We start from the raw sequence: 308 nt of genomic DNA, 5'->3' as shown, positions 1-308 counted from the left end.
GATTTGTCTTTATTTAGTTTTGAGTGAGCTTTCACTCAGGGTTTGAGTAAGAAGCCTGGGCCTGTAGCTCAGCTGGTTAGAGCGCACCCCTGATAAGGGTGAGGTCGGTGGTTCGAGTCCACTCAGGCCCATACAAAATATTGCTTAAATAAGTAAAATTTTGTATAATAACGATATTCGCTAGTTGGGGGATTAGCTCAGCTGGGAGAGCGCCTGCTTTGCACGCAGGAGGTCAGCGGTTCGATCCCGCTATTCTCCATTGTTGGTAAAAGCCAACAACTTGATCATTGAAAACTGAATAACACCAA

Annotated in this window: 2 tRNA genes; both read left to right on the top strand. The window is 45.1% G+C overall.

Annotated features, from left to right (window positions below):
- The first annotated feature begins 57 nt into the window (after nt 1-57).
- A tRNA-Ile gene (locus HMPREF2758_RS06985) sits at nt 58-131 on the top strand.
- Nucleotides 132-186: 55 nt separating this feature from the next.
- Nucleotides 187-259, top strand: a tRNA-Ala gene (locus tag HMPREF2758_RS06980).
- Nucleotides 260-308 lie beyond the last annotated feature (49 nt).

The organism is Facklamia sp. HMSC062C11, from assembly GCF_001810675.1.
Taxonomy (GTDB): Bacteria; Bacillota; Bacilli; order Lactobacillales; family Aerococcaceae; genus Facklamia; species Facklamia hominis.
The sequence above is the reverse complement of the archived record's forward strand: the minus strand, read 5'-3'. Positions and strand labels throughout refer to the sequence as shown.